21 protein-coding genes are annotated in these 26,313 nt (G+C 62.7%); 5 read left to right on the plus strand and 16 right to left on the minus strand.

All coding sequences use genetic code 11. From position 1 onward, the window contains the following. Positions 1–203: 203 nt before the first annotated feature. From AVTE2539_RS05480 to AVTE2539_RS05495, 4 genes are all read left to right on the plus strand, one after another. Positions 204–815, plus strand: a complete 612-nt coding sequence (locus AVTE2539_RS05480) for a hypothetical protein (protein ID WP_284408729.1) — start codon at positions 204–206, stop codon at positions 813–815. Positions 816–1,115: 300 nt separating this feature from the next. Continuing rightward, the gene (locus AVTE2539_RS05485; RefSeq protein ID WP_128421519.1) at positions 1,116–1,349 is read left to right on the plus strand and encodes an AbrB/MazE/SpoVT family DNA-binding domain-containing protein; all 234 of its coding nucleotides are present in this window, start codon (positions 1,116–1,118) and stop codon (positions 1,347–1,349) included. Further along, on the plus strand, positions 1,336–1,749 hold the full coding sequence (locus AVTE2539_RS05490) for a PIN domain-containing protein (protein ID WP_284408734.1): 414 nt from the start codon (positions 1,336–1,338) through the stop codon (positions 1,747–1,749). The genes AVTE2539_RS05485 and AVTE2539_RS05490 overlap by 14 nt, the downstream gene beginning before the upstream one ends. Positions 1,750–1,772: 23 nt before the next feature. Continuing rightward, positions 1,773–2,141 carry a DUF3742 family protein gene (locus tag AVTE2539_RS05495; protein WP_284408736.1) on the plus strand — a complete coding sequence of 123 codons (369 nt, stop codon included), beginning with the start codon at positions 1,773–1,775 and terminating at the stop codon, positions 2,139–2,141. Positions 2,142–2,145: 4 nt separating this feature from the next. Here the strand turns inward: AVTE2539_RS05495 and AVTE2539_RS05500 are convergent, their stop codons facing one another. The 8 genes from AVTE2539_RS05500 to AVTE2539_RS05535 all read right to left on the minus strand — a co-directional run bounded on the left by AVTE2539_RS05500 (position 2,146) and on the right by AVTE2539_RS05535 (position 17,261). Continuing rightward, a complete protein-coding gene (locus AVTE2539_RS05500) occupies positions 2,146–3,663 on the minus strand; it encodes a conjugal transfer protein TraG N-terminal domain-containing protein (protein WP_284408738.1) in 1,518 nt (505 codons plus the stop codon). Positions 3,664–4,151: 488 nt separating this feature from the next. Continuing rightward, positions 4,152–6,098: a DUF3732 domain-containing protein gene (locus AVTE2539_RS05505; RefSeq protein ID WP_228316188.1), complete on the minus strand. Its 1,947-nt coding sequence runs from the start codon at positions 6,096–6,098 to the stop codon at positions 4,152–4,154. Continuing rightward, entirely contained in the window at positions 6,095–6,610 is a 516-nt protein-coding gene (locus AVTE2539_RS05510; protein WP_228316189.1) for a three component ABC system middle component, read from the minus strand. The genes AVTE2539_RS05505 and AVTE2539_RS05510 overlap by 4 nt, the downstream gene beginning before the upstream one ends. Beyond that, positions 6,607–7,821 (minus strand): ABC-three component system protein, encoded by a 1,215-nt coding sequence (locus tag AVTE2539_RS05515; protein WP_228316190.1) that lies wholly within the window; start codon positions 7,819–7,821, stop codon positions 6,607–6,609. Before AVTE2539_RS05515 ends, AVTE2539_RS05510 begins: the two co-directional genes overlap by 4 nt. 28 nt (positions 7,822–7,849) lie before the next feature. Beyond that, positions 7,850–9,757: a UvrD-helicase domain-containing protein gene (locus tag AVTE2539_RS05520; protein WP_284408741.1), complete on the minus strand. Its 1,908-nt coding sequence runs from the start codon at positions 9,755–9,757 to the stop codon at positions 7,850–7,852. Continuing rightward, a complete protein-coding gene (locus AVTE2539_RS05525) occupies positions 9,754–11,724 on the minus strand; it encodes an ATP-dependent nuclease (protein WP_284408743.1) in 1,971 nt (656 codons plus the stop codon). The genes AVTE2539_RS05520 and AVTE2539_RS05525 overlap by 4 nt, the downstream gene beginning before the upstream one ends. A 1,326-nt stretch (positions 11,725–13,050) precedes the next feature. After that, positions 13,051–14,928, minus strand: coding sequence for a UvrD-helicase domain-containing protein (locus tag AVTE2539_RS05530; RefSeq protein WP_284408745.1), 1,878 nt, complete (start codon positions 14,926–14,928; stop codon positions 13,051–13,053). Then, positions 14,925–17,261 carry an ATP-dependent nuclease gene (locus tag AVTE2539_RS05535; RefSeq protein WP_284408747.1) on the minus strand — a complete coding sequence of 779 codons (2,337 nt, stop codon included), beginning with the start codon at positions 17,259–17,261 and terminating at the stop codon, positions 14,925–14,927. Before AVTE2539_RS05535 ends, AVTE2539_RS05530 begins: the two co-directional genes overlap by 4 nt. A 274-nt stretch (positions 17,262–17,535) precedes the next feature. On the opposite strand from AVTE2539_RS05535, the gene AVTE2539_RS05540 reads away from it, so the two are divergent. After that, positions 17,536–18,237 (plus strand): HNH endonuclease, encoded by a 702-nt coding sequence (locus AVTE2539_RS05540; protein ID WP_284408749.1) that lies wholly within the window; start codon positions 17,536–17,538, stop codon positions 18,235–18,237. Between the two features lie 8 nt (positions 18,238–18,245). On the opposite strand, the gene AVTE2539_RS05545 is transcribed toward AVTE2539_RS05540, so the two are convergent. From AVTE2539_RS05545 to trbE, 8 genes are read right to left on the minus strand one after another with little or no spacing between them, the layout of a single operon-like run. After that, positions 18,246–18,464 (minus strand): DUF2274 domain-containing protein, encoded by a 219-nt coding sequence (locus AVTE2539_RS05545; protein ID WP_013721742.1) that lies wholly within the window; start codon positions 18,462–18,464, stop codon positions 18,246–18,248. Beyond that, complete coding sequence (locus tag AVTE2539_RS05550) at positions 18,461–19,735, minus strand: TraB/TrbI/VirB10 family type IV secretion system protein (RefSeq protein WP_284408752.1); 1,275 nt, start codon at positions 19,733–19,735, stop codon at positions 18,461–18,463. Before AVTE2539_RS05550 ends, AVTE2539_RS05545 begins: the two co-directional genes overlap by 4 nt. 2 nt (positions 19,736–19,737) lie before the next feature. Further along, positions 19,738–20,727: a P-type conjugative transfer protein TrbG gene (trbG, locus tag AVTE2539_RS05555; protein ID WP_012202367.1), complete on the minus strand. Its 990-nt coding sequence runs from the start codon at positions 20,725–20,727 to the stop codon at positions 19,738–19,740. Further along, complete coding sequence (trbF, locus tag AVTE2539_RS05560; protein WP_012202368.1) at positions 20,724–21,428, minus strand: conjugal transfer protein TrbF; 705 nt, start codon at positions 21,426–21,428, stop codon at positions 20,724–20,726. The genes trbG and trbF overlap by 4 nt, the downstream gene beginning before the upstream one ends. Before the next feature lie 18 nt (positions 21,429–21,446). Beyond that, a complete protein-coding gene (gene trbL, locus AVTE2539_RS05565; RefSeq protein WP_012202369.1) occupies positions 21,447–22,820 on the minus strand; it encodes a P-type conjugative transfer protein TrbL in 1,374 nt (457 codons plus the stop codon). Next, entirely contained in the window at positions 22,817–23,116 is a 300-nt protein-coding gene (locus AVTE2539_RS05570) for an EexN family lipoprotein (RefSeq protein WP_012202370.1), read from the minus strand. Before AVTE2539_RS05570 ends, trbL begins: the two co-directional genes overlap by 4 nt. Positions 23,117–23,128: 12 nt before the next feature. Then, positions 23,129–23,854, minus strand: coding sequence for a P-type conjugative transfer protein TrbJ (gene trbJ, locus AVTE2539_RS05575; protein WP_012202371.1), 726 nt, complete (start codon positions 23,852–23,854; stop codon positions 23,129–23,131). Next, positions 23,851–26,304, minus strand: a complete 2,454-nt coding sequence (gene trbE, locus AVTE2539_RS05580; RefSeq protein ID WP_284408759.1) for a conjugal transfer protein TrbE — start codon at positions 26,302–26,304, stop codon at positions 23,851–23,853. The genes trbJ and trbE overlap by 4 nt, the downstream gene beginning before the upstream one ends. Between the last annotated feature and the right edge of the window lie 9 nt (positions 26,305–26,313).

The raw sequence follows: 26,313 nt of genomic DNA on the forward strand, positions 1-26,313 counted from the left end.
TAGATCCCTGTTCGTTGCCTGCTTCTTCCCGGCCTTCAAGGCGGTGCCACTCTGGCTCGCTATGGTTTGCGGCTTATGCCGGGTGGGGGAATGTTCCGCGTCGTTCGTCTTATCTTTAGGCCCTTCTAAACGTCAAACAGCCTTTTGAACGCCAAGATGAAGTGTTGGAACGGGTCAACCAATCCATGAGGCAAGAGGTCTGTATGCACGACGACGTAAGCCAGGACCACCATCCGTCCCAAGCCGAATTACTCGAGATGGCAGCTCGGGGGCGTGAGACGCTCACCATCTATGAAGGAGGTGGTTTTTCGAGCGCGCTGCTCTGGATATTGGCGCTACTGTGTGTACTTCCCGGCGTGGCGATGCTTCGGAGCAACATCGTCTTTGCCTTGGCGTTTATAGCCATGGCGGCCGCAGTGGGGATGCTCGCCCGCGGGCTTGGGCGACGCAGAAAACTTCCCTTGTTGACGCTCAGCGCCCAGGGGCTTCAGTACTCAGCCGTCACACAGCCGATCCCGTGGACGGCGATCGAAAATTACCGGGTCGGCGCTGGCAGTCACCGTGGTGAAAATCTGATTCTCTTCGTGGATCTGTCCAGTGACTATGACGTCCCACTCAAGGACGCCCGTTCGGTCAGCGCTTGGCATAGCGTCGGGCGCTCCTGGTACAACGCCAAACAAGACTGGATCATCTTCAAGGTTCCACGCGTCCAGGGAATGACCAACCCTCAACTGATCGAACTTTTCTCGACGTATTGGCAAGCAGGGCTCGCACGTGCGCAGCTCGGGAACCTGGACGAGTCGTTGGTGGGGTGAGCATCAAGGCATCGCCAGCGACTTGGATAGCATCCCTGGCTGCACTTTGATTCGTGCAGGGGCATGTAGCTGCTAACAAGCTTGGCTCTTCGGCGGGTGCCACTGTCTTGGCGGCAAAAAAGCAGCGCAAAGCCTTTTTTCCTTTTCAGGATAGAGCCTTTCCCCTTGCTGCCCCTTCCATTCCATTTACCCTTTGACGTGCCTGGCCGGGCGTAACTGCCGCAATGAAGCCGAGGTTGCGAAGACGCTCAGGAGTTGTAGGATATACGTCAATTATGTATATCCTTGAAGGGCGCTAACATGCAAGTAGCAAAGTGGGGCAATAGTCTGGCAGTGCGTCTGCCTGCAAGCCTGGTGGAGGCCCTGGAGCTGCGCGAGGGCGACGACATCGAGATTGTCGTTGACGAGCCGCGCCTTTTCGCGGTGCGCAAGAAGCCAGGTTCGGAAGCTCTGTTGGAGCGGCTTCGCGCGTTCCGCGGCAAGCTGCCGGCAGATTTCAGGTTCAACCGGGAAGAGGCCAATGGTCGGGGGTAGAGCCAAGATATTCCTGGACAGCAATGTGGTGCTTTACCTATTGTCCGAGGACTCCGCGAAGGCGGATGATGCTGAAGAGCTCCTTCAGCGGCGGCCGATCATCAGCGTGCAGGTGCTCAACGAAGTCACTCACGTGTGTGTGCGCAAGCTCAGGATGGGGTGGGGCGAGGTGGGGCAATTCCTTGCGCTGGTGCGGGAATTCTGCAAAGTTCTGCCTCTCACGGTCGACGTGCACGACCGGGCTCGGCAGTTGGCCGAACGGCACCAGCTCTCGTTCTACGATGCCTGCATCATTGCAGCGGCAGCCATCGAGGGCTGTCAGACCCTGTACACAGAAGACATGCACCACGGCCTCATCATCGAAGAAAGCCTTTCGATCCGGAATCCATTCAACACCTGATCCAACGATTGCAGGAGGACACCATGATGGCTACCTCTTACTCCAAGCCAACACTGAGCCGCAGGGCTGGACGTGCTGCGGCGCGGGTATGGCGCTGGCTGGTACAGCGCGACAGCCAGTTTAATGAATGGGTGGCCGCTTTCGTCCCATCTCGGGGAACTGCACTACTCGTGAGTTGCTGCGTCAAGTTCGTCATTCTCGGCCTTGCTATGTACGTGGCTTTTGGGGTTGCCTTGTTGATTGCTACTTCCCTTGCACTGATTTGGGTTGTAAGCAGATCTGAACTAGAGACTCCATCAAAACCAGAGTGGCGGGACGGCCATTCTGGATATGGCTTCTATGACAAAAATGAGTGGCGTCACGATATGGGAGACACTGGCGAAGATTCGTAAATTTTCATTTGAAGACTGATTTCGTGCCTCCTATCACGCTTCTTCCGCCACTTCCTCCCGCTGATTTCGCGTCTCCTGTTGCCGCTGTTAGCGCTCCTACGAGATTGCCGGCTCTTACCCCAGCCCAAGCCAATGCCATAACCCAGAAGCTCGGAAGAACGATGAACATCGATGCCATCACGAAGTTCAGGAGCATGTCTCCGAAGGCATTGTTGAGGCCTAGAAACAGGTTGAGGTTGCTGTGCGGTGAATTCCACCCGTAGAGCGCATCAAGGATGGTGCTATCAAGCCAGCGCGCCAACTGGAACCAGAAATCCACGAAGAACAGCGCGAACTGCACGCAGCTCATCGTCACCACCGCCTTGAGGTCGTAAGTGCCAAATAGCAGGACGAGAGGGATGCAGATGACCATCGCCATCTTGAGAAACGACAGAACCATCGGCAGCGCCTGCCGCACCACATCCATCGCCGGAAAGAATCCGATCGAGCCAGCTGCCAGACCGACGTCAGCTGCGCCGCGCGTCACGATGTTGGGTAGCGTCATGTCCACTTGGCCGCCGTAGTCGGCGTAGGCCTGTCCTTGGTTCATTGTCTGCTGCCGAGGCGCGGCGATCGCGCGGATGATTGCATCGTCCGCTTGCTGACGGGATACGAAACCCGCCCATCGCCCGATACGCGACAGCAGATCGGGATCCACCTGGGCGAGCAAGCGGCTGCGCAAACCTTGGTCGCCGTCCGACCACCATTGCCGGCAGGTTGGATAGCCGCCTCCGTTTTCCACCTGGGCTAGGCCTGCATCGCGCGTTGCGTTATATGGCCAGGCGGAGCGCGGTGTCTGCGAGTGGTAGGTGTCGTAAAACCCGTCCGTGCCCAGGAAGTAGGCCGATCCGATCCAGGTCACATCGTTCATCTGTGCTTCGGAGAGCGCCGGGCGGCCCATGAATAGCTTTGCGCGCGCGAGGCCGTAGCAGTCGTGTGTGAAGTCGGCGACTTCCTGGGCCAGCACGGGGTCATTGATGCGTATGCTGTCGATCTCCATGCGCATCTGCCGCAGATCGGTACCGCACGGGATGGCGGCGACGGCCGCGCCCGTGACGGCCTTCGAAACCGCATGCATGAAGAACCACCAGACCGGTACCTGCGCACTCTGATTGTTGAGCGTGGTGAAGGCATTGGACCATCGTGTGTCCTGCGGTGTTGCCAAATCTACCTTGCATTGCGTGGAGCGCGAGGCATCGAACTGGATCGTCGAGAGATTGACGTTGATGAAGGGGATGCCGGCGAACAGGATGACCACGATGGCGACCCATACTCGGTTCTCGATGCGGACCGCCGACAGCACTCCCTTGTTCCCCTCGTCGGCACCCTCGGTGCGCGCCCGGAGCCATTCTTGGATGACGATGGACACGAAGGGCAGGGCGAACATGCCGCTGGCGACCAAGATGTTCCATATCCCGTTGTGCACGATCCAGCCGACCAGCGTGAGGTAGTACTCCAAGTAGTCTGTGGTGTAGAGGGTCATGAAATCTCCGCGCCTAGCGTGGAGCTTGATGTTGGGGGGCCGCGCGTCCGTATAGGCAGACAATCCGAATTGCGCCCGCCCTGATTCTTATGGATTGGCTTTCAGGGACGAGGGCAACCAAGAATTGAAGGCCTACCGGCTACCGGTTATGGTGCCGGGGAGCCTTGGTTGCCGCGTATCTGATGACCGTTGATGTCAGTCCTAGGTCTTGGAAGCCATATCGAATCGTCTATTGAGTGTCGCAGGAGTCCGGAGTAGCACACGTGAGTTTCTATTCCAGCTAAGTTGACGAGCAAGCCCACTAACATGAACACCACTAGGTGATCGCCCTAAGCCCGACTGGTATCGGCCAGAAGCTGCTGTTGGATAGGCCTCGTCCGAGATCCTCTTCAGGCTGATTGCGGTCTTCCTGTCTTAACGTCCCAATGACTGCTCCTGCCGTTGGCGGTCATTCGCACCCAGAGGTATGGACGCCAGCACGAAGGCGCTCAGGTGGCACGTGGCCAATCTTCGGGTACCAACTTGAGTCCGTCACGCCAGCGCTCGCGTAGCGCGTCCTGGAATCGGGTGTCATCGCTAAAGTCCGGGTGATCCGTGATGATCACCTGGAACTTGCCCTGCAGGCTGGCGACCACATCAAAGATAAGGCCGAAGAGGCGCTTCACGGCCTTGCGATCGGTGTCGATCTTCTCTTGAGTCACTCCCTCTCCCGGCACCGTGTCCGGAGAGAAGTGCGCCTGCGAGAGCTGATCCAGTAACAGGAAAGATGGCACTGGCCGCCCGCGGCTCGCGAACCAAGTGTGCAGGGCCAGGTGCGCCACGATGTGATAGCCCACATGGTTCTCGCCGCTGCCGATCTCGCGCATCTGCACAGGCCGCTCCAGCGTGTCCGCCACGATGGTCAGGTTGCGAGGGTCCAGGCGCAGGGGTGTATCGGAATACTCCAGGTCGATCTGCTTGGCGTAATTCCATAGATGCTGGTTGACGTTGGACAAGCAGGACTCCATCTTGGCCTGGATGGTGTCGGCACTGACCGCCTCGTCGAGCAGGCCCTCCTGCAGCCGCAGTTCCTTCAGTCGCTCCTGCTGCGCGCTGAGATCCGGCATTTGCGGGATGTTTTCCATGTACAGGCTGATCCGGCCGAGCACCATGGCGCGCCGCGCTTCCATGTCCGATGCCAGTTGCAGACGCTGGTTGCCCCGCTTGACTGCCGTCAGCAGGACGCGGTTGTCTTCCATGCGGCGGCGTACATCCGATAGCTTGGTCTCGACATCCTGGATGGCGGTCTCGATGCGTGGGGTCGCTGCATCCATCGCGCCACTGCGTTCGCCGATATAGTCCTGGGCGGCCCGGAGGTCGCCGATGGACGGAACCTTCGAGGTTTCGGGCAGCCCTTGCAGACACAACGGGCAGGCATGTCCTGGCTGGTCATGCTCGAAGACGCTCACAGCTTGCAGGCGCGCTGTGTGTTCTCGCGCTTCCGTCGAATACCCCTTGGAACTGCCTTCGAAGCTGCGTGCACGCTCAAGCGTGGACCGCAAGGTGCGCTGCTCCTGCAGGAGTTCGCTGCGCACCGAGGAGAGCCTGTGGAACTCAGCGTCGCCGTCGACCTCTGCCGCTGCCGAAGGCACCGGCCTGTTCTGAATCTCGCGCAGTGTGTCGAGCTTTTCCTGCCAGGATGCGCTGTCAGGGAGCTCGCTCATTCCGACCGATTTGGCTTCGGCCAGCAGCGTGTCCGCGCGGCCAACGCCATTGCCTCGGATTGCGGCGGCTTCCGCAAGCCGGCGGTCGATCTGGCGTATCTCGGCACGAACGCGTTTGAGTTCCTGCTGATTGGCGACGTAGCCGTCGGTGACCGCGCCCAGGAAGTAGGGCAGGGTGTCCTTGATCGCCTGCGCTACAAATCGGTCACTGGAGCCATGGAACAGGTGCTTGCGCTGCGCGATCTCGTTCTGCGATTGCAAGCAGAAGGTGAGCGCATGGCTGATGGTGGCGGCCAGCGCATCGCGCGTTTGCCCAGGTGGCGGTTCATGCAGATAGTCCGACAGGCCTGTCCAGGAAGCCAATAGCGAACGCAGCCCCTCTCGGTTGGTGGTCTGGCGCAGCACCGAGGCTGGGGGAATGTCGATCTCAGTGTCGGTCTGCACATAAACCACCTCGTTGGACTTGCCGTCTCCTATCGGCAGTTGCCGCGCCACAAAGGCCTGACCACGCGTTGTCTGCAGCAGCAATGCAAACCAGGCAACATTTCGGCGGACCTTGCCTTCGGGCACGTCGATCTCTTTAGCCCCGAAGCAGTAGTCGATGATGCCCAGGATCGCCGACTTGCCCGTGCGCGAGTCTCCAGAAATGATGTTGACGCGGCCTGGTTCGAAGGGCACCACGCGGTGGCGTCCGTCGTGGCTGTAGATCACTACGGCGCGAATCTGAATCATGCTTGAACTCCCAATAGCGCCAACACGGTTGGGGGCGCGCCCGCTTTGCACAGCCAACGACCGACGAACACGGCCTGGCGCATGCAGTCCCTCACCTCGGTGCTCGATGCGCCCAAGTAGGTCTTGATCTTTTTGGCTTGCGATTCGCCGGCGGCAATTCGGCGGCCATCCAGCGCGAGCAGTTGGTGCTGCGCGCCGAACAGCAAGGCCTCGCGGACCGTCTGCCGCAACACGACCACGCCCTTGGCGACGGCCGAACGCTCCAGCGGATGATCGTGCACCCAGGTGGCCAGTGAACTCGTGATCGTGCGAGGCAATTGCTCCCGCGTCTGGCCACGTAGCACCAGGCTCGCGCCCACGAAGGCCAGCTCAAACGGCAGCGCCGCCTGGCCTGTGCCGAGAGCCTTCGCCTCGGTGGTGTAGCCATGCGCGAGATGCCACACTGCGACGGCGCAGAAGGCTGGGTTGAGCAGATTGCGCTGCTCGATGGTGCGATCCTGCCAAGCCGTCATGCTGTCTTCCCCTGAGCGGCAGCGTCGAGGACGGCTTTCAGCCGGGTCTCGAACTGTGGATGCCAGCCCACGCGCATGTCCTCTGCGAGCATGTGCAGCGAACCGCGGCAGACCCAAGGGACATCCACACCCGAACGGATGAAGACATGGGCGTCTTCTGCCCACTTCAGGAGCGCGCGCCCCGCCTGTGCCATTGCCGCATCGGTGGCGTCCGCGCCGAGCTCGTCGCAGACTTGGCCGTACTGCAGCTCCCATTCGGCCTGCAGGCGCTTGTCGTACTTGTCCAGGTCGGCATCGAACAGCAGGTCGTGGCGGGTCCAGGCAGAGCGTTGCCGAAAAGCCTGCAGATAGCTGGTGATCGCGTTTCGGATGCGCAGTTGGCTACCGCTTACCAGTTCGACCTGTTTGTAGAAAGGGCGATCAGCGAATTCTGGCAGTTGTTCCAGCGCGATCATCAGCGCGTCGAGGTCCTCATCGATCGGCAGGGCGTCGGGTTTCAGCGATTCCTGGATGTCCGAGATCTGCGCGTCGATCTCGGCGCGAGGGATGCCGCCCTCGGGGTGGACCAGTTCCTTCAGCACCCGCTTGAACCACCAACCTTCGAGCATCTGCACCGACAGCGCCTGATGGTTCAGAGCGACATGGTAGAGCTCGGACTGCAACTGCTCTGTGATCTCGACGGCGTCGGGCTGCGACGGGATCACGTAGACCTGTGCCAGCAGGCCTTCGCGCTCATTATCCTCCAGTGCGAGGTAGGCCTCGAAAGCCGGCTTTAGCTCGCTGTTGGTGGAACTGATCGCTGCATGCTTGAGTCGCTTGGCCGCCTCAGCCACGTCGCGGTCGCGGCCTTCGATGCCCAGGGCGGCGCATGCGCTTCCAGGCGCGGCCGCCGCGGTGGTGATCAGAAAGCGCGCTGTGCCAAGCGGAATTTCACCGCTGGCCAGACCGACAAGCCAGACGCGCAGCGTCTTCCACAGTTCTGCGCTCAAATCTGTCAGGTTCGCAGCCGCCTTCAGAGAGTGCTTGGCCTGCAGCACTGCCAGCGGTTCTCCGCCGACTTCGAAACTCACGTCATCTAATGTTTCCAGGCTGACGACGAAGTCGCTGGTACGGCTGCGGCGAATTGCCCACAGCAGGGCAAGTCGGACCTGGTATAGGTAGCCCACCATTGACGGGGCGGCGCCGAAGGTGGAGATGCTGGGCGGGATCATTGTGGATGCCTCCTGTCCTGAATTCGATCTACGCCACGGCAACGCGCGTAACGCCGGCCTTGTCGAGCAATTCGTAGAGCGGCGCGACCGTCGCTCGCTGGCCGCGCTCGGGCGAGTAGGTAAAAATTACCCGCTGCTTGGCGCGGGTGAATGCGACGAAAAATCCGGCAGTTGCATCGACCGGGTCCTGGGCGTAGCTCCACCAGGAATCGTCATCGAGCCCGACGAAAACAACTGTGTGGTACTCCAGGCCTTTGCTCTTGTGCAGAGTCATCAGGGGGAGCGCGTTGACGCCCTCATAGGCGTCCAGTGCTGCACGCCAGTCCTGCGCTTGCGCGGCGCTGGCCAGCAGGTGCAGCACGACGCTACTCTCCACCTCGGCGAACCAGTTTCCCTGGCCATAGGGAACGTGCGCGGCGACTAAGGCATTGGGATCCAGGAATACCAGCACTGCCTGGACCATGGACCGAGCTTGCGCTTCGGTGGACGGTGGCTGTGGATGCAGTCGGACAAATCCACTGGCGAAGCCATCCAGATCGCGGGCCAGCGCGCGCCGGGCCCGATCATCGGCGGGGTCAATGCCGCGCAACTCGGCCAACGCATGCTGAGCCTCGCTCCAACTCGTTCCACCGCGTGCGGCGCAGGCCAGGCGCAGCATCACGAGCACCAACTCTGAAAGCGGCTCCGTCAGCAACTCCTGCAGCATTTGGCTGCCGACATAAGCGGCTTCGTTGCGGACAGGAATACCGGCTGCCGCGAAAGCGGGCGTCAGCACTTGGGCATAGTCCTCCGCCTTCTGCCGGACCAGCAGCACGAAATCGGTGGGCTGCAGGCCGTCTTCGCGCATTTTCGCCGCGACGTAAGCTGCCAACGTGCTGGCTTCTACGCGCGTACTGGAGAAGTCCCAGATGGAACAGCAGGCGTCGTAGATGGCTGCCTTCGCCTTGGATTCGGGGCGCGCTGCACTCGCGTCCAGGGCCTGCGCTAGCACGTGCTGAATGCGGACCAGCTCGGGCGATGACCGGTAGTTGCTGAGCAGCGGGATGCGCTTCGCTGCGAAGGACAGCTCAAAGGCACCGAATGGATCATCCATCGCGAGCGCGAAGCGCATGATCTGCTGCTTGTTGTCGCCCACGGCCGTCATGACCGTCGAGGTGCCGAGGAAAATGGTTTGAACGAGGTCGAGCTGGGCCTGGGTGGTGTCCTGGAACTCATCCATGAACACATGCGAATAGGTCAGGGCCAGGGCATGACGTACCGCTGTGTTGACGCGTACCAAGAGCTCGGCCAAGCGGCTGAGCATTGGGAAGGACAGGTAGCTGCGCTCGGCGCTGCGCAATTGTTGATCCCAAAAGCGCTGACCTGCCCACCGGCCGGCCGTGGTGGTGGGCCAGCCAGCTTCCGGCAGAGGGGCGTCTAGGACATGGAGTCGCTCGAACGAGGGGGCCGGAATGGTCTGTACTGCGGTAGCTCCGAACGGGTTGTCCTGGGCCTGCCCCGCACGTCGCAGGAAGTCCATCCAGTAGGCCTTCTTCGCAAACAGGATGCCGTAGTCGGCTGTCGGCCGCCAACGGTCCGGCAGCGCTTGTCCAAAGCGATCAACAAGGCTTTTGGCGAATGCGTCGAACGTGAGAGAGTCGAAGCGCTTTGCGTGATCCGCGTGGCAGCGCTGGCGTACGCGGCGGGCCAGATTGCGCGCCGCGTCGCGCTTGAAGCTGATCGCCAGGATGCGCTGCGGGGCGGGGGAGGCGCCCGTCTGCAAGAGAAATGCCGCCCGCTGTGCCAGCAACTCCGTTTTGCCTGCGCCCGGTCCAGCGAGCACCGAACAGTGCTCGCTAGAGCGCACCACAGTCAGTGCATTCGGCTCAAGGCTGTCGACGCCCACCGGCAGCCAGTCGGCCGCTGGGATACGCAGCGGCGGCAGGGCCACGCTCACAGCGGTGACACCTCGACGGCGATGCGCTGCAGCACACGCTTGAGTGCAGGTGGCATGCCGGCACGCAGCGCGGGCAGATCGATGTGCGTTAGGGCGCGCAGGTGGGTGGCGGGCTTGCTGTGAGTCAGGAAGTGATAGCGATAGGCGGCCATGTGAGCGCAAAAAGGCTGTGCATTGCCTGTGTAGCCGGTCAGGCCGGGCCCTGCCGTTCCCAGGACCACCTCGGCGGCGGCCTCGTTGGTCATGCGCGGCCCTGTTCCTTCGATGGTGGCTGCATAAGCGGCCGGGAAGGCGTGCAGCATGGCCAGATCGAGATCCAAGGGCCAACAGAAGAAGACCGACGACGAGCGCTCCAGATAGTCGAGCCAGCCTTCGAGGTTCGCACCGTCCCAGGTGTCCATCGTTGCGAGGTGCTCGTCGGTCAGGACCGTGTCGTTAGACAGGGTCATGATCTGCTCACGAGGGGTTCCCAATGCAAGTAGCTGCTGCAGCACGTTCTTGACGCGGCCAAAGCCACCGCCGTCTCGCCCCAAGTCGAGGTCGAGTAGCGTCGCATATGGAATGCCTAGTCCCTTTAGAAGTCGCCAGAAGTGATTCACGTGGCGACCACCGAGCGGCACGATGGCCACGAAGGACGGATCGACCAGGAGGTCTAGGGCCTCGGCCAGCCGCGGTAGCACGATGCGCTCGGAGTCGCCTTCGACTAGCAGAACGAATCGCGCGAAGTACAGCTCCGGAAAGGCCAGGAAGGCATTGCGGACGAATTTGATCGCCTCGACGCTGCCGGCGGGCATCGGAATGGGCTTGACGGTCGACGTTCCGCTAGCCGTATCGCGTTGGCAATAGCGCACATCCTCTGGGGGGATGCGCCCGAGCACCGAGGGTGCATGGCTGCTGACCAACGCCTGCCCGGCACCAGTCTCCACCAGACTGCGGATCTGCTTCAGGATCCGTGAGAGGTAGTATGGAGTGACGTGGTTCTCCGGCTCCTCGACCGCGAAGAGGGTCAGGGCAGGCACGCTGAGGTCCTCGGACCGGAACCCCCTGATCCGGCCTGCCACCGCAGCTCGCTCCACATCGAACACGGCCGCCGCCAGCGCAAAGTAAAAGAGGGACTGCTGCCCGTCGCTCAAGGCCTCCAGCCCACGGTCCTGGCCCGCCGGGCCGCGCTTGAACATCACGCCGATGCGCGCGACGACTTCCTCGAAGCGCCGGCTCGTCAAGCTGAGCTCCGGCGCGCAGTCGATGTCGCCCTCGTGCAGAGCGTCCCAACGCTGGGACAGCGACCGACTGATCGCCTGGATAGCCTTCTCGCTGCCAAACGCGGTCGTCAGCTGTTCCGTGGCTGCGTTAACCGCAGACTGCGTCCCTGCTGACCACTCGATGGCCCTGAGCAGCCGCGCGGCGAGAGCCCCTGTCGTGGCGCGAATCTGCGTTGCTGCATCACGGATGGCTGGTGTGTAGAACAACTGGATCAAGCCACGGTCAGCGGGCGCCACGGGGAAAGCCTGGTCATCGCGGACGGTCGGCTCGGCGGTCCCGATCCAACTCAGCTCCTGGCTGACGGTACCTTCGACCGTACCGTCATCATCCCAGCGAGCGCGCAGCCGCAACCGGCACAGCGGAGTACCACCGGGCCGCTCCACCCGTATATGACGGAATACGGGCGCCACGGTTGCCGCAGTGGCGCTACCGTCCGCCAACTCCGGCAAGCTCAGCCGCACATCGATGGTTAGCGTCCGCGATTTGGGGCGCTGGGCCTCAGTAGGTGGCACATGGAAGTCAGATAGGACGACCGTGCGCAGTGCCCGGGTCACCCCGAAGAGGCGCATGAGGGCTTGGAGTGCCGCTGTCTTGCCGGAAGCATTGGCCCCGACGAACCCGGTCAGGCCCGGGCTGAGATGGATGACTGTCGGGACGGGGCCGTAGCACCGGAATCCGGTGATGGTGACACTTTCGATATGCATTGGCACCGCTCCCTGGTGACCGCCTATTGTTTGTGCGCGCCAGATCTACCGTCGACATTGCAATGCACATACCGGCGCTACTCAATGGTAGCAAATCGATGCGCGCGTTCGCCTGGACGCAATCAGATCTGGCGTATCCAGCGATCGCAAAGCGGTGGATACGTGACATAGGCCCCACCGAGGTAAAGGACCGCAACCGCTGCGAAGTGGTTGTCCGCGACGGATGGGCAAATAACGGCTCTTGGTTGTTTGCTACCGGTCCAGCTGTCAAATTCAGCGATCACGGCGAAATGGACTGAGTGGCTGGCAGCGGATGAGCCAAGGCCTGGGTTGTTGGCGGGGAGGCATCCCATCATCGGAAGCCTCGTCCGCCTATTTTTAAGCTCCAGACTTTGCCAGGTCCTCAAAAGTAGTACATAATAGCGTTCTTCCAACGGAGGGTTGTCTGGCAAACCTCTTATGGATCAAGGAGTTAGGGCGGAAGTGAGCATCTCGTTTCCCGCTCCAATTTTGTAAGGGAAGCTTCGGCTTCCCTTTTTTATTGTGCGAATCGGTTGTTCTTTGGATTGGCCGATCCGCATTGGCAGCGTTGCGCACCTGCGTGGCCCGGGTTACGCTTGAATGCAAGGTGCGCGCCGTGCAGCCGGCGCCCCGATGGTGAAATTGGTAGACACTGCGGACTTAAAATCTGTTTTGTCAAGTCCTTTCTGCTTTCGCCACCAAGCCGGAAGGTCAATAGTGGCAAGGACTTGGGAGCATCCAAGGCGTAGCTTCGCGGCTCGGCTTGATGGTCAGGAGCCAACTAGGAGCCAGCAGGGAGAGGTGTAGGCTCCAGTGCATCATGTAATGCCCGAGTGGTGAAATCGGTAGACACAAGGGACTTGAACAATTTGAGCCCTCCGGGGGAAACCCCAGAGGTGAAGCCCGTCAAAGTCGGCGAACGCCCTGGATGCCCCGGCATCCGAGCCAACGCCGAGCCAAGCCCAGGCCAATGCCTGGGAAGGTGTAGAGAGCAGACGGCGGGCACCTACGGCTGCAAGGCTATGGTGAAGGCGTGCTCCAGACCACGAACAGCGCACGCGCTGGCGGCGAAAGCCGAAGTGGTAAGAAAATCCCTCGCCGAAAGGCGTGCCGGTTCGATTCCGGCCTCGGGCACCAATTCAGGGGCCGCTTCTATTGGCGCAGAAGCGGCCTTTTCATAGGGGGCAATGACACGGCTCATCCAAGCGCGTTCAGTCAAGGTTAACTCCGCTGCGCTAGATCGCGACAAGCCCAGGAGCAAGGTCCAGCGGCCTTCGCCGATTGACTGCCCGATGTGTTGAAACCTCAGCCCAGATGCTCCGCACCTCGGATTACGGCCTCGGGGAATAGATTCTGCGCCACGATCGCGGTGCGAGCCGCTGCGACATCGGGCACAAAGGCCACGACTGCCAGGTCCTTCGTTGCACGCGAGCAGCACACATAGAAGAGGCGGCGGGTTCGATCGAGTACGGACTCTTCACCTGCCGTCAGGTTGGCTTCGTCCTTGTCCGAGAGGGGGACGTACCCGAGATACTTCCCGTAAGAATACTGCCGGAAGCCCGCTTCCTCATCGTCGATGACGACCAATACGCGCTCAAATTGGGCACCCTTCACCCCATGATGCGTCGCGAATGGTGACTCCTCTGTAAAGTAGCGCCGGTAGGCCCAGAGTTCGTCGACACCGCACGCCAGATAGGCTTGAACGTTCTCGAAGCCGCTGCTGCCGTCATCCACAGGCTCTGCAACCAGATGCATGGCGAAGCGATCATCGAGGCGCAGCAACTCGTTATCTCGCACATGCGTCAAGACGTCCCGGATAGTCGCCTGCGATCCTGCTGCCAACAGACCGACAAGCCCGTCGAGCGCTTGCTGTAGCGCTGTAAGAACGGGGGCCGTCGCTTGCCCTCGAAGCCGCGCTGGTTCAAGCCTCGGGCATTCGCTGCGCAAGGTCGATATCACTGTGAACCGATCACCCGCTTGCGCCGCGACAACGAGCGGAAGTATGTGCTGGACAAGTGGACGGAGCGGCCAGGCTGTGCCATCGCTCAGCCCTTCACTCAGACTCATGGGGGCTCGGTCATTGAGCGTAGCATACAGATTAGGGAACCCGAGCCGGTTGGCCGCCATGCGGTGCACCAGTACAAGCAGGCGGACATCGCCTTCCCGCACGTCGCTTAGCCACAGACCGTCGCCGGTTTCGGCGGCCAGCCACTGCCTAATGGCCGCGAGGCGCGCACTCCGCTCCGCGTCCGCCGGCAGGATGAACAGATTGGAGGTACCGGCAACCGGCTGCTCGATGCCATCAACGGTTATCGTCCGACCACGCACCTGCTCAAGACCGTCGCCAGGGGCGCGGATTGCATTGATGACCCCGAGCACCGATGTCGGGCACCGGAAGTTCTCGGGCTTTGTGATCTCCGCCCAGCCGTCGTTCAGCGGGACAGTGCCTGCTCCGCTCATATAGATCTTCTGCATCGGGTCTCCGAAGAACCCGACACACAGGCCAGGATGTTCGCCCGCAATGTGCCGTAACACCTCGACGACGTCCGGATTGGTGTCTTGGCTCTCATCGACGAAGATGTAGGGAAAGCGCTTAGCGACGAGTTGTCTCAGCAGCGGATGCGCTGCGACGCAGGCTGGGGTGAGCTTGAGGATATCGTCATGGCCAAGGATGCCTTCAGCGTAGCTGCTGCCGGTGCCGTAGACGAACTTCTCTACTTCACTGATCGCAGCCAGATCGGCTTCGAGATCTGCGATCTCCTGTTCGAGGCGGGCCTTCGTTTTTGCCTGAGTCCGAGGCTTGTCGTAGTGTGCGCGTCGCTCCGCGATCTTCTCGTCGATGCGGGTGGCTACCCAAGCCGCGATATCCGAATGGAACGGCCGGATGACTGACCACAGGAAACTGTGGATGGTCGAGATGTGGAATAGCGGCGAGGCCCCGACATCGGCCGAAATCTCACCGACGGCGACTTCGGTATATGTGATGCAGGCGATTTGTTGCCCGGCGCGGCGCAGGGCAGGACCGCGGGTCTCGGCTAGGTGCGCGATAGCCTTGATCAGCGAGGTCGTTTTCCCCGACCCCGCACCGGCGACCATGACAAACGAGCGTGGCGGCATCCGATCGAGACACGCTCGAACATCTAGATCGGCTTGTGTGTCAGGACTGCCGATCCGGCTTGTCATGCCGCTACCTCGTCGCCGGCGGCGACTGGTGCCCCCTGGGGCGCGTCCTCATGCGGCTGTTCCTCATGCGGCTGGTCCTCGGCCGGTTCCGGCGGCGCAATCTCGGTCTCAAGCCAGCTCAGGCCCTCGGCGATATAGGTTGGGACAGACCAACTGCTCGGATCTTCGGCTAACAAGGCGAGCGCGAAGTCGGTCTTGCTGAAGCTCTTAGCCTGCACGCGCTTGTGGATGCGTTCCGCAAGCGTGGTCAGGTTCCTCTCGTCGGCCTTGGCGATGCGGAGCTGAAGCGGCTTACGGTTCTTGTCCTGACACCATTCAAGATTTTCGAGTGCGAATGCTTCCTCCAGCGTGCGCCCGGCTAGCGCCAGGGTTTCTCCGCCCCAAGTGACATCGGTCCGGCACTGATAGGCAACGCGTACCAAAGCGTCATTGTCGTCCGTCCTCGCCTGGATCTTCTGCTCAGCCGTCGCCTCCCACAGGGCGGCGACCGTGTCGCATTTCGGTAGCCATTGGAGCAAAGTCTGATTGGACGTCGCCGCGCCCGGATGACCGGCTATGCACGCCTTCCCGGGCTTCTCCGCAGCCACAGGCAAATCCTCCTCGTCATCGTCAATGTCCTCAGCGTCAGCGCCGGCAGCCTGCGCGTTCTCGGCGGCTGGTTCCGCGGCTTCCGGTTGACCAGCGGGTGCCGCACCCTCGCCATCCTGCCCCAGTGGACCGAACACGCTGTCGAGATCGGTGATGATGAGCGTTGTCAGTCCGAGAAACTCGATCAGCGTTTTGAATCGGTAGCCGAACGCTCCGCCGATCTCTAGGACGGTGAGATAGGTCGATTGCAGCCGCGGCGCGGCATTGGCGATCATCTGCGGCAATAGCAGCCGTTCGACATTGCCTTCGACCAGCACGGTGCCATCGGCGAAGAACAGATCGCAGTGCGCGAGTTTCAAATAGCGCTCGAGGAAGCTTCGGATGTCCGGATCGGTGCTGTCGTAGAAAACCGAGAGGTTGAGCACATCGGAGGTCGACACATTCTGTGCACGGCTTCGACGAAAATAGCGGATCGGCCGGAAGCCTCGTTCGTAAAGGATATGAGTCGAATGGGTCGTGACGACGACCTGGCTCGTATAGTGCGTGCGTTCCTCGCCCTTGAGCGCTAGGATGTCCATCACCTTGCGTATGAAGGCCTGTTGAAGCTGGGCATGGAGGTGCGCTTCGGGCTCCTCGATGAAGATCAGGTGGACCGGCGGACGGTTTTCCTCGATCGCCAGCCATTGAGCGTGAAGGTCGAGCAGCTCAACGACCATGAAGATGAGGTTTTTGAAGCCAAGACCGTTATACCGATCGGGCAAGGTAGGCGGGTCGGGCTTCCCGTCATCGGCTCCCAACGCATAGTGAACGATCGCGCCATCTCGACCGCTCATGATCTGGGCAGGGTCGAGGGCCGAGCGGATCATCATGCGCGGGTTTGAGAGGCCCGGATAGCCGAGCTTCGACAAGCTCTTGAGCGTCGGTTCGAACACTCGTTCGAGATGCTCATTAAGCGAGACTTCGGATGCTGCGAGGGCGCGCAACGCTTCGATATCTTCGCCTTTCTGTTCGAGGTTGCGCCCGTAGAAGCGACTGAGTACACGGGAGAGATCCTCGGCGCGAGAGCCACCTGGGCCGTCCGAGAGATGGCGCTGTGCGTTCAAGAAGTCAATGTGGAGAAGGCCGTTCAAGATCTCACGGCCGCTCCGGTCGCGTCCGGTGAGAGTGGCTGGGTCATAGCCAGCCTCTGCGACCATCTTCGCATCGAACCGCGCGGGATCGAGTACGAAATAGCGCAGCTCATATTCGTCATGTAGCCTGTCGCGAAGGAACTCCCGCAGGTTACGTGGCGAGGGATCGAAGGCGGGTGCTCCGTCTTCACCCTTAGCGACCGCATCGAGCACGCGCTGGCGCACTTCGACATAGCGTGCATGCGTCGCCGCAGGATTGGTGGGCGCGTAGGCAACACGCATCCCCACCAGCTTGCCTTCCCAAGCAAGGCTGGGAAGAAGATCGATGACGCGGTGAACATCGTCCGGACCGATTTCGAACCAAACGTCGATTTCCATCGTGGGAAGGCTCGCCTCGCCATCGCTCTCACCAAACGCAACGATGTCGGCCCAAAGTTCGGCACTAAAGTCGTGAATGTTGAAGCGGCCACTGCCAGTGAATAACTGGAGTGCGTGCCCGACTGATGTCTTGCCGCTGTTGTTGGCACCGACAAAAATAGAGATGTCGGAAGCAAGATCAATTACAACGTTTCGCAGTCGCCTGAAATTCCGGACGGCCAACTTCTTCAAATGCATCCTAACCTCCCCCGGTTATCGGACCATCTGGCTGGTCAAAAGGCCAGCATTTTTATGCAGATTACTATAACTATAGCGTTTCCCTTAGGGCGACGAACTTGGCGGCCACTGGTTGCTGCCGATCCACAAGGACACTTTCGACTGGTGCTGCATCGGTGGAACGGCCTATCGAACGCGTCGCGGCTTTAGCCGCCCCGATTCGTAAGCTCCGCGATCCCCTTGCCCTTTGGAGGAGAAGATGCATTTCACTGCAATGAGTAGAAACTTGGAGCGCATGCGTGCCGCTCTTACCGAATGGATGATTAAAGAGGAAATCCTGGGGGATGCGTTCTTCGTCGATATCGAGGCTTGGAAAGCTCGAAACGAGCCCTATGGGAACGACTCGCTCTTAGTCTTGGTGTTCGACAGCAGCACGCTTCATACCATGTTGAACTACGGTGGCGACACGATGGAGTTCGACGATCTGGTTGAGTCGTTCGGATTCTGGTACGAGCTTGGTCACTCTTGGAACATGGGCTTCTACCCTATTGAGGGGTATGACTACTCACGGCTTTCAGGCACCTATGCATCTAAGCTGCAAGATGAAAGGTGGCGTAAGAAGGCAGCAACCGTGAAGAAGCGGGCGGGACATCAATGTCAGGACTGCGGAGCCACGAAGCCTTTGGATGCCCACCATTGCTACTACGCAAATGTGCGAGAAGGCTTCGAGCCGTGGGAATACCCACTCAGTGCCCTGCGTGCTTTGTGTCGTGAGTGTCACATCCGGCGCGAGAGATCAGAGATCCGGCTACGTGCGTTTGCTGCGTCCCTGACGAGCGAAGAACTTGACGCGCTGCACCCCGCCATCAGTCACGCCATCTATTGGCACCAAACCGCAGCGGTGTTCTCGTCCCTTTCCGCCCTGGGGCCAGAAGAACGACACCTACAGGCAGCGCTGGAGATTCTCAGAAACGGCCGAAACGATCCCGACCGCTGAAGGGGCGTCTACCTTGCGTGGCGTCTAAATCCCCGGTCCCCCGCCATGAACGCCTCCAGCATATGCGGGATCAGCGTCATGGCGTCGACCGTCTCGCCATACGTCTGTGCGTGCAGCGCTGCGTAACGATCGAGGTCTGCCTTGAGGCTGCCCGAGCAAACAAAGGTCAGCTTGACGCTCTCGGTCTTGGGCAGCGGCCCGAGTCGCAGCTTGCGGGTCGTGCTCATCTCGAACTCCCCCGGTTGAAGAACAGCGGCTGATAGGGGCGGAGAACCAGGTCGCGGTTGACGATGAGCCGCACCGGCAAACCCGGCCGTTCGGTCAGCGTCGGCTGGATGTTGAGGTTGCGCCGGGTCATTTCCTGTCCGACCTGGTTCACGCTGTCCTGCAAGCTGTCGCGTCCGGCGATGATGACGCGGTTGCCGTCCTGGCGGTTCTCCGGCGCGGCCAGCTCGGCGCCCACGCCCAGCAGCGTCGTCAACACCGCACCGGCAAAGATGCGCTTCCAGTGCCAGTCCACGTCATCCTCCAGTCCGGCGTAGCCCGCCGGATCGGTGCCTACGAGGTTGTCCAGCGTCAGTGATGACGTGTCCGGCAGGATGATGCGATTCCACACCACCTGCACGCGGCTTTGCCCATAGCTGACCTGGCTGTTGTATTTGCCGAGGATGCGCGATCCCTGCGGGATCAGCAGGAACTTGCCCGTGGCCGTGTCATAGACGGGCTCCGTGACGGTGGCGATCACATCGCCCGGAAGATCGGACTTGATGCCTGTGACCAGCGCCCCGGCGATCACCGTACCGGCCATCACCTGATACGGCGACGCCGGCAGCGCCAGGTTGCCGGAATTGCGGGTTTCCGTAGAGCCGCCTTTCAGGAACGCCTCCTTCTGGTCTTGCCGGTTCTGCGTGGCGGTCGGGTCGGCGGGCTGGGCCGCCGTCGAGGCCGGCCCGGCGGCGAGCGGGTCGAAGGCTGCGAGCGCGCTTGCAGCACCCGGCGCACCCGGCGCCGCCTGCGCCACCGTTGCGGCCTGGCCTTGGCCCTGGCCGCCGGAGCGGAAGAACACCGACGAAGCCGCAGCGGCTTCCGCCTCTTTGCGCAAAGCGTCATTCGGATCGTGGCCGGGGGCCGCGTAAGCGGCTACGGCCGGCTGCTGCGAGTTCACGATGGCCGGGCCGAGGTCGCCCGGCAGCGGCGGCCCCAACTCGGGCACCTTCCGCAGCTTCGAGTAGTCGGAAGGCAGGCCATCCAGCCCCTCGGACTTCGATACGCGATCCACGTTGTAAAGCTCGGTCTGTTCGCCAGTGCCGCGCCGATGCGGCTGCAATGACCAGATCGTGGCCCCGAGCACGGCGACCGACAGGCCGCCGACGAGGACGGCCAGCGTGCGCCGGTTCAGGCGCGTGACCGGACGCGGCTGGGCGCGTAGCGCCACCGCCTCGGGCGCGACCTTGCCCGCCTGCGGCGTGGTGAGGTCGGGGGTGTCGTCCTGGCTCATGGTCAGTTCCCCCGCGTGCCGTCGGTGCGCTCGATCCGCACCACGTCGCCCTTGTCCCCGCCCAAGCGCAACTCGGCAGCGCCGAACAAGCGATCAACGATGAAATACGGCGAGCGGAAGCGGTAGTTCACCAATTGCCCGTCGCCCTGCGCACCGATCACGAACAGCGGCGGCAACTCGCCCTGGGCGATGCCGGCGGGAAACTGGATATAGACCTTCTCGCCGTCATCGAAGGCGCGCAGCGGCTTCCACGGCGGATTGCTGCCACTGATGGCATAGCGGAAACGGATCTTCTCCAGCGACAGCCCGGTCTCGACCGGCGCGGCGGCGCTGGCCGCCTGCGCCTGGCGCTGCAAGGCGAGCATCTTGTCCTTGGGGTACTCCCAGGATATCGACGCCATCCATGTCTTCTCTGTCGAGGTCAGTTCCAGCAGATAGGTGCGTCGGCTGGTGGTGACAACGAGATTCGTCTTGAGGCCCGAGCGGATGGGCTTGACCATCACGTTCACGCGCAGCGCATCCCCGCTGCCGCTCGATGTGTCGCCCACGATCCAGCGCACCGTGTCGCCAGCGGCCACCGTCACCAGTTCCTCACCGGGCTGGAGCGCGATCACGGTCACGCGGCCCACGGCCGCATAGACCTGATACAGCGCGCCGTCCGTGAAAGGCCACACCTGAATCGCGTTGACGTAGCCCTCGCGCGTGGGCGCGACGCGCGCCTCGGTATTGGCCCGTGAGACGCGCACCTTCTCGTCGACCGGCTCCGGCGCCGGCTTGGCTTCTTCGCCCTCGGGCGCTGGCTTCAACTGTGCCGGCATCGGCAGCACCTCGGGCACAGCGACCGCCTCCACAGGTGCAGGCGGCTCCGGCAGCGGCTGCGCCTGCACCGGCTCATCGAGCGAGATGGTCGGCGGCGGCTTGCCCTGGGTGGCGCAGCCCGCCAGGGCCGCGAGCGCCAGCACGGAAACGTAAGTACGGAAAGACGGGTTCATGGCTTGGCTCCTTCGGAAGAATCCAGTTCGCGGCTCCACGACAGGCCGTTGACGTAGATGCCCAACGGGTTCTTGCGCAGGCGCTGTTCGGTGCGCGGGGTCTGCTGCACGATGGAAATCACCGCGTTCCAGCGTTCGGTGCCAGCAGGAGCGCCGTTGACGAAGCGTTGTTCCGTCCAGCGCACGTTGAAAGAGGCGTCGCTGGCGCGGGTCACGCTGGTGATCTGCACCGTCACCGACTCCTTGCCGATGCGCGCGAACGGATCGTTCACGCGGGCGTACTCGTTGAGCACCACGGCGCCCTTGTCGGTGGTGTAGTCGTAGGCGTCCAGCCAGTTCTGCCGCACCACGATCGGGTCGATGGACAGCGAGCGCACCAGGCCGATGAAGCGGCCCAGGTGGTACGCGATCTGCGCATCGCTGGGCCGGTACGGCGTAGCGGCCTCGCCCACGGCGCGCACTTGGCCCGCGTTGTCCACCTCGATGACATAGGGTGTCACGATGGATTGCGCCGAGCGCCAGACCAGGCCCCCGGCCATCAGCACGGCCAGCGTGAGACAGCCGAAGGCCATGAAACGCCAGTTCTTCGCCTGCACGCGGGCCGAGCCGATGCGCTCGTCCCACACCTGTGCGGCGGATTGGTACGGAGTAGCAGGCTGCGGCGTGTCGGCATAGCGCACCTGCGGTCGTTTGAATCGCATGGGTGTTCTCCTTGAAGATCAGGAATCGGAATCGCGCAGACTCGGCCCCTGGCTGGAACTGCCGCCGTCGCCCCCGCGCAGCGTGTGGGCGGCGGTGGTTGCGGCATGGGTGAGTTGCTGGCGGCGATGCAGGCGTTTGGCCCAGGCGGGTTGCTCCTGCGGCGCGGTGGAGGGCGTATCACCACCAGACGCTGGGCCGCCCGATGCGGCGGCTGTACCGCCTCCCGCCGAAGTCGTGCCTTCCTGGCGGAAAGCTGCGGCGGCACGTTCCTTCATCGAACGCGCGCCATCGGCCACCTTCTGCCCGGCTGCCTGAGCGCCTGTCTTGGCGACATTGCCGAAGCCCGCAGCGGCACCCTTGAGGCCGCCGCCGGCCGAAGCGGAACCGGCCTGGAACGCCGACCGTGCACTGCTGGCAGCCCCAGCGGCAGCCCGCGCGCCGCTGCCGGCCAGCTTGGCGGCAGCGGGCGCCATGCGCGCTCCAGCAGCTACCGCGCCGCCGACGCCCGTGGCTGCGGCGCCGACGGCAACGGCAGCGCCCGCAGCGCCCAGCGCAGCACCGGCCATCGCACCCGCGCCAAGCTGCGGCCCGCCAGACACCAGCCCGGTTGCAATGCCTGGCCCGAAGATGCCCAAGGCCAGCAGGGTCAGCGAGGCCAGCATCACGACCACGGAGTGGTCGATGGATGGCTCGGCGGGATGTACCTGAAACTCGGCGAACAGCCCCGAGCCGATGCCCACAATGACGGCGAGCACCAGCACCTTGATGCCGGACGACACCACGTTGCCCAGCACCTTTTCGGCGAGGAACGCGGTCTTGTTCCACAGCGCGAACGGCACCAGCACGAAGCCGGCGAGCGTGGTCAGCTTGAACTCGATCAGCGTGATGAAAAGCTGGATCGCCAGCACGAAGAAGCACAGGATGACGATCAACCACGCGAGGAACATCACGACGATGGGCGTGATGTTCACGAACACCTCGGGGAAGCCCGCCATGTTGCCGATCTGCTCAAGGATCGGCGCACCGGCGTCGATGCCGACCTTGGCCAGCCGCCCAGGGTGTAGGAAGTTCTCCATGCTCAAGGTCGAGCCGCTGGCCGTTAGGCCCAGCCCGGCGAAGGAGCGGAACAGGATGCCGGCCAGCGTGTTGAAGTTGCCGATGATGTAGGCGAAGGCACCGACGTACAGCACCTTGCGGATCAGCTTGGCGATCACGTCCTCGCCCTGGCCGACGGCATGGCCCATCGCCCAGAACAGCCCGGCGATCGTCATGTCGATGACGATCAGCGTGGCGGTCAGAAACGCCACCTCGCCATGCAGCAGTCCAAAGCCCGAGTCGATGTAGCGCGAGAAGGTATCGAGGAAGCGGTCGATGATCGTTACGTCGTTCATGGTGAGTCCTCCTGCCCAGGCGCATCGGCATCGGCGGGTTCATCGAAGCTGGGCGGAATCGGCGGCAGGTCGGCTAGCGTCTGATACTCGCTCGGCCCGGTCTGGCCGGAGAGAAAGCGCCGCAGGTCGGCCTGGGCCACCTGCGCGCAAAACGCGCCGTCGTGCGCGCCCGTGCGGCACTGCGCGCGCAGCGTGTGCAACCGGGATGGATCGGCGGCCAGTGAAGCCACCGACAGCGGCTGATCGCAGCCGGACAGCAGGAACGCGAGAGCGAACACGACAGGCGCGTACTTCATGGCCGCACCTCGTCAGTGGTTGTAGAAATCGACGGCTTGCGGCGTGTACGGCGTGCCACTGCCCAGGAAGCGGCGCGTCATCTCACGTCCGCGCTCCGTGGCCGCCGCCTGCCGCGCCAGTTCCAGCGCGGCAGCGCGATCCTGCGTGATCTGGAGCCGCTGCGACTGGATCGACTGCTTGGCCTGCAAGGCCAGCAACTGGTTCATGGCCTGCATCGCCTGCAACGCACCTTCGGCTGACTGGCTCTTGCCCACGAGGTCGGCGAGCACGCTTTCGTCTTCGCCCAGGTTCTGCGAAACCTGGGCCTGCATCCGCATCGTGGTCTGCAAGCCGTTGAGCGTGTTCTTCCATCGCTCCTGCGTGTCGCGGTACATCTGGTCGCCGCTCACCGTGGCGGCGTACTGCTCGGGATACAGGCGCTGAAACTCCCGATCCAGATTCGTCACGTCGTAGGCCAGGCCGCGCGCCTGGTCGATCAGCCGCTGCGTGGTCGCCAGATTGGCGCGTAACTGGCCGACCACGCTGGATGGCAGGCTGGCGAGATTGCGCGCCTGGTTCATCAGCATCTGCGCTTCGTTCTGAAGCTGCTGGATCTGGTTGTTGATCTGCTCCAGCGTGCGGATCGCGGTCAGCGTGTTCTGCACGAGGTTGGTGGGATCGACCACGACCCATTGCGCATGGGCGGTGGCGGTGCAAAGCATGGCCGCGATTGCGGCGGCGACAAGACGCTTTTTCATGACAGGTTCTCCAGGGGTTGATCAGCGAGGGAACCCGGCGCAAGGCCGGGGAACGAGGGCAGCAGGTCGGCCGCCCAATCGAGGCCGCGATGGCGCAGCCAGGCGCCCGCGAAGCCGGGTACGCCGGCGTCCAGCAGCACGCGGTCTATGTCGCGCTGGTCTTGCGGCGTGGAAGCGCCCGCAAACGCCAGCGCGGCCGGCCCCAGGTCGAGGTCGAACAGGCGGTTGCCGAGGCGGGATTGGTAGTAGTAGTCGCGCTTGGGCTGCGCGGTGGCGACGATCTCGATCTGCCGGCTGTTGAGGCCGAAGCCTTCGTAGATCGTGCGAATCTGCGGCTCAGTCGCCTGCGGGTTCGGCAGGAAGATGCGGCTGGCGCAGCTTTCGATAATCGCGGGGGCGATGCTCGAATCCTTGATGTCCGCGAGCGACTGCGTGGCGAAGATCACCGACACGTTTTTCTTGCGTAGCGTCTTGAGCCACTGGCGGATACGCGCGGCAAACACCGGGTCATCGAGGAACAACCACGCTTCATCGAGGATCAGCAGCGTGGGCGATCCGTCGAAGCGTTCATCGAAGCGCGCAAAGAGGTAATGCAGCACGGCCATGACGGCGGCCTTGCTGTGCATCAGCTCCTCCATCTCGAAGCACTGCACGTCGGCCATGCCGAGCCGGTCGTGGTCAGCGTCCAGCAGCTTGCCGTGCGCACCACCGAGCACGTAGGGCGCGAGCGCCTGGCGCAGCGCGTTCGATTGCAGCAGCACCGACAGGCCGGTCATCGTGCGCTGCTCCACCGGCGCACCGGCGAGGCTTCCCAGCGCCGACCAGATAGCCGCCTTCTCGTCGGGGCCGACCGCCACGCCTTCGTGCAGCAAGCGGCCTTCGATCCATTCTGCGGCCCAGGTGCGGTAGCCCTCGCGGTCGATGCGTGCCAAGGGCTGGAAGGCGATTTCGCCATCCGTGCCCAGGTCGTAGTGTTCGCCGCCCAAGCCCAGGATCGTGGCCCGCATCGAGCGGCCCATGTCGAAGGCGAAGATGCGCGAACCGCGATAGCGACGGAACTGCATCGCCAGCGTGGCGAGCAAGACCGACTTGCCCATGCCAGTCGGCCCCGCGACCAGCGCATGGCCCACGTCGCCGATGTGCGTGACCAGCCGGAACGGCGTCGCGCCATCGGTGCGCGTGACGATCAGCGGCGGGCCGTCCAAGTGTTCGTTCTTCTCCGGCCCAGCCCATACCGCCGACACCGGCATCATGTGCGCCAGGTTCAGCGTCGAGACGATGGGCTGGCGCACGTTGGCGTAGGCGTTGCCCGGAATGGACGACAGCCACGCATCCACGGCGTTGAGCGTTTCCGGGATGGTGATGAAGCCGCGTCCTTGAATGACACGCTCCACCATGCGCAGCTTTTCGTCGGCAGCGGCGGCATCCGTGTCCATCACGGTGACGGTGGCCGTCAGGTAGCCGAAGGCGACTTGATCGCTCCCCAGCTCCTGCAAGGCCGCGTCGGCATCGCTGGCCTTGTTGCTGGCGTCGGTGTCCACCAGCGGGCTTTCCTGCTGGAAGATGGTTTCGCGCAGCAGCGCGACGACGTTCTTCCGTTTCGCAAACCACTGGCGGCGCAGGCGGCCGAGTTCCTTTTCCGCCTCGGCTTTGTCCATGCAGACAAAGCGCGTGCTCCAGCGGTAGCCAAAGCCCAGGCGGTTGAGGTCGTCCAGCAGGCCCGGCCAGGTCGAGGTCGGGAAACCGCGCACCGATACCACGCGCAGATGCTGGTCGCCCAGCATGGGCGCCAGCCCGCCGACCAGCGCGGAATCGGTCAGCAGCGCGTCGATGTGGAACGGCACTTCGGGCACGCCCACGCGGTAGCGCCGCGTCGAGATCGTGGCGTGCAGGAAGGTCAGCGTCTGGCTGTCATCGAGCCAGGCGATTTCCGGCATCACGCCATCGAGCAGGTCGAAGACGCGATCGGTTTCCGCGACGAATGCCGTCAGGCGCTCGTGCCAGTCCACGCCTTCGGTGGGCCGGTTCTCGTACAGCATCCCCGCCGCGCGGGCGCGCGATTCCTCGGGCGGCAGGTACACCAGCGTCAGGTGATAGCCGCTCTCGAAGTGGTTGCCCGAGTCCTCGAACGTAGCGCGGCGTTCCTCGTCCACCAGCCACGACAGCGGCTCGGGAAACTCCGAGTGCGGATAGTCGGCTGCGGGCCGGCGCTCGGCTTCGATGAACAAGGCCCAGCCCGAACCCAGGCGGCGCAGCGCGTTGTTCAAGCGCGCAGCCGTGGCGATCAACTCGCCTTGCGTCGCGCTGTCGAGGTCAGGCCCGCGAAACCGGGCCGTGCGCTGGAAACTGCCGTCCTTGTTCAAGACGACGCCCGGCGCGACCAGCCCGGCCCAAGGCAGCCAGTCGGCGAGCAAGGCCGGGCGCTGGCGGTATTCGGCGAGATTCAGCATCGCGGCGTC

Origin of the sequence: Acidovorax sp. SUPP2539 (genome assembly GCF_030158975.1) — a bacterium.
Classification (GTDB): domain Bacteria; phylum Pseudomonadota; class Gammaproteobacteria; order Burkholderiales; family Burkholderiaceae_C; genus Paracidovorax.

Bases quoted from the DNA above. Each gene is read 5' to 3' on its own strand.
- AVTE2539_RS05480 (WP_284408729.1), top strand. From the start codon at position 204: ATGCACGACGACGTAAGCCAGGACCACCATCCGTCCCAAGCCGAATTA.
- AVTE2539_RS05485 (WP_128421519.1), top strand. From the start codon at position 1,116: ATGCAAGTAGCAAAGTGGGGCAATAGTCTGGCAGTGCGTCTGCCTGCA.
- AVTE2539_RS05490 (WP_284408734.1), top strand. From the start codon at position 1,336: ATGGTCGGGGGTAGAGCCAAGATATTCCTGGACAGCAATGTGGTGCTT.
- AVTE2539_RS05495 (WP_284408736.1), top strand. From the start codon at position 1,773: ATGATGGCTACCTCTTACTCCAAGCCAACACTGAGCCGCAGGGCTGGA.
- AVTE2539_RS05500 (WP_284408738.1), bottom strand. From the start codon at position 3,663: ATGACCCTCTACACCACAGACTACTTGGAGTACTACCTCACGCTGGTC.
- AVTE2539_RS05505 (WP_228316188.1), bottom strand. From the start codon at position 6,098: ATGATTCAGATTCGCGCCGTAGTGATCTACAGCCACGACGGACGCCAC.
- AVTE2539_RS05510 (WP_228316189.1), bottom strand. From the start codon at position 6,610: ATGACGGCTTGGCAGGATCGCACCATCGAGCAGCGCAATCTGCTCAAC.
- AVTE2539_RS05515 (WP_228316190.1), bottom strand. From the start codon at position 7,821: ATGATCCCGCCCAGCATCTCCACCTTCGGCGCCGCCCCGTCAATGGTG.
- AVTE2539_RS05525 (WP_284408743.1), bottom strand. From the start codon at position 11,724: ATGCATATCGAAAGTGTCACCATCACCGGATTCCGGTGCTACGGCCCC.
- AVTE2539_RS05530 (WP_284408745.1), bottom strand. From the start codon at position 14,928: ATGACAAGCCGGATCGGCAGTCCTGACACACAAGCCGATCTAGATGTT.
- AVTE2539_RS05535 (WP_284408747.1), bottom strand. From the start codon at position 17,261: ATGCATTTGAAGAAGTTGGCCGTCCGGAATTTCAGGCGACTGCGAAAC.
- AVTE2539_RS05540 (WP_284408749.1), top strand. From the start codon at position 17,536: ATGCGTGCCGCTCTTACCGAATGGATGATTAAAGAGGAAATCCTGGGG.
- AVTE2539_RS05545 (WP_013721742.1), bottom strand. From the start codon at position 18,464: ATGAGCACGACCCGCAAGCTGCGACTCGGGCCGCTGCCCAAGACCGAG.
- AVTE2539_RS05550 (WP_284408752.1), bottom strand. From the start codon at position 19,735: ATGAGCCAGGACGACACCCCCGACCTCACCACGCCGCAGGCGGGCAAG.
- trbG (WP_012202367.1), bottom strand. From the start codon at position 20,727: ATGAACCCGTCTTTCCGTACTTACGTTTCCGTGCTGGCGCTCGCGGCC.
- trbF (WP_012202368.1), bottom strand. From the start codon at position 21,428: ATGCGATTCAAACGACCGCAGGTGCGCTATGCCGACACGCCGCAGCCT.
- trbL (WP_012202369.1), bottom strand. From the start codon at position 22,820: ATGAACGACGTAACGATCATCGACCGCTTCCTCGATACCTTCTCGCGC.
- AVTE2539_RS05570 (WP_012202370.1), bottom strand. From the start codon at position 23,116: ATGAAGTACGCGCCTGTCGTGTTCGCTCTCGCGTTCCTGCTGTCCGGC.
- trbJ (WP_012202371.1), bottom strand. From the start codon at position 23,854: ATGAAAAAGCGTCTTGTCGCCGCCGCAATCGCGGCCATGCTTTGCACC.
- trbE (WP_284408759.1), bottom strand. From the start codon at position 26,304: ATGCTGAATCTCGCCGAATACCGCCAGCGCCCGGCCTTGCTCGCCGAC.